The organism is Kitasatospora purpeofusca (genome assembly GCF_034043715.1).
GTDB classification, from domain to species: Bacteria; Actinomycetota; Actinomycetes; order Streptomycetales; family Streptomycetaceae; genus Kitasatospora; species Kitasatospora purpeofusca_A.
The window spans coordinates 1-1584 of sequence record NZ_JAXCLC010000154.1; the positions used below are offsets into that span (position 1 = coordinate 1).

Here is a 1584-nt window from a genome sequence, read left to right on the forward strand (position 1 = left end):
AGCCGGGCGAGGAGGGCGTGTTCGACGAGGGTGATGAGGGCGCTTTTGGCGCTGTCGCGGCGTCGGGCGTCGAGGGTGATGACGGGGGTTTCGGTGCTGAGTTGGAGGGCTTCGCGGACTTCGTCGGCGGTGTGGGGCTGGTGTCCGTCGAAGCCGTTGAGGGCGACGACGAAGGGGAGTCCGCTGTTCTCGAAGTAGTCGAGGGCGGGGAAGCAGTCGGCGAGGCGGCGGGTGTCGACGAGGACGACGGCGCCGATGGCTCCGCGGACGAGGTCGTCCCACATGAACCAGAAGCGGTCCTGTCCGGGGGTGCCGAAGAGGTAGAGGATGAGGTCTTCGTCGAGGGTGATGCGGCCGAAGTCCATGGCGACGGTGGTGGTCGTCTTGCCGGAGACGTGGCTGAGGTCGTCGATTCCGGCGGAGGCGCTGGTCATGACGGCTTCGGTGCGCAGGGGGTTGATCTCGGAGACGGCGCCGACGAGGGTGGTCTTGCCGACGCCGAAGCCGCCTGCGACGACGATCTTCGCGGAGGTGGTGGCGCGGGTGGGGGCGGCCGCGTTAGAGCTTGCGAAGTCCACTGAGGACCCTTTCGAGCAGCGTGACGTCGGGCGTTCCGCCCGACTCGCCCGCGGCGGCGGGCTGGTGGATGGCGACGAGACCGGCCTCGGCCAGGTCGGCCACGAGGATCCGGGCGACACCGAGCGGGACACCGGCGAGCGCGGAGATCTCCGCGATGGACTTGACCTCACGGCAGAGGCTGACGATCCGGGCGTGCTCGGGCAGCAGGCCACCGGTCCGCTCGGCGGAGGCGGTGGTCGAGATCAGGGCCTCGATCGCGAGCTGGTACCGCGGCCGGGTGCGGCCACCGGTCATCGCGTACGGGCGGACCAGCGGCTGCTGCTCGTAGCCGTCGGACTGCTGCCCGCCGTAGCCGCTGCCGTACCCGTTGCCGTACGAGCCGGCGGGATTCGAAGGCGGGGTCATGGGTCCTCCTTGTGCTGCAGCCTGGGGCAGCCGGTTCCAGCTGGGGCGATGCCAGCTGAGGCGAAATCAGCTGCCTGAGGGTAGCTGAGGGCGGAACGCCGGGTCCGGTCGGGTCGGACCCGGCGGGGAGGTGGGACGGTTGAAGCACCGCTCAGGGCGACTCAGTGCAGGAGACTGCCCTGGAGTTCTGCGCGGAGCGCGGGGGTGAGGACCGCGCCGGCGCGGTCGACGAGGAGGGCCATCTCGTAGCCGACCAACCCGATGTCGGAGTCGGGGGCGGCGAGGACGGCGAGGGCGGAGCCGTCGCTGACGGCCATGAGGAAGAGGAAGCCCCGCTCCATCTCGACCACGGTCTGGTTGACCTCGCCGCCCTCGAAGATCCGGCTGGCGCCGGTGGTGAGGGAGGTGAGGCCGGAGGCGACGGCGGCGAGCTGGTCCGCGCGGTCGCGGGGGAAACCCTCGGACATGCACAGCAGGAGGCCGTCCGCGGAGACCACCACCGTGTGCGACACCCCAGGGGTGTTGTCCACGAAATTGGTGATCAGCCAGTTCAGGTTCTGTGCGGCCTGGCTCATCTGACTCAACTCAACGCTCCTGGTG

General features: G+C 69.9%; 3 protein-coding genes. All 3 read right to left on the reverse strand.

Annotation, left to right across the window (positions count from 1 at the left end):
- Positions 1-578: ATP/GTP-binding protein (locus SM793_RS36280; RefSeq protein WP_320443404.1), on the reverse strand; the 578-nt coding region annotated here is incomplete at its 3' end.
- Positions 559-984, reverse strand: coding sequence for a DUF742 domain-containing protein (locus SM793_RS36285; RefSeq protein WP_320443405.1), 426 nt, complete (start codon positions 982-984; stop codon positions 559-561). The genes SM793_RS36280 and SM793_RS36285, both read right to left, overlap by 20 nt.
- Before the next feature lie 161 nt (positions 985-1145).
- On the reverse strand, positions 1146-1559 hold the full coding sequence (locus tag SM793_RS36290) for a roadblock/LC7 domain-containing protein (RefSeq protein ID WP_043468791.1): 414 nt from the start codon (positions 1557-1559) through the stop codon (positions 1146-1148).
- Between the last annotated feature and the right edge of the window lie 25 nt (positions 1560-1584).

Coding starts and splice junctions, on each gene's coding strand:
- SM793_RS36290 (WP_043468791.1), bottom strand. CDS start 1,559: ATGAGCCAGGCCGCACAGAACCTGAACTGGCTGATCACCAATTTCGTG.
- SM793_RS36285 (WP_320443405.1), bottom strand. CDS start 984: ATGACCCCGCCTTCGAATCCCGCCGGCTCGTACGGCAACGGGTACGGC.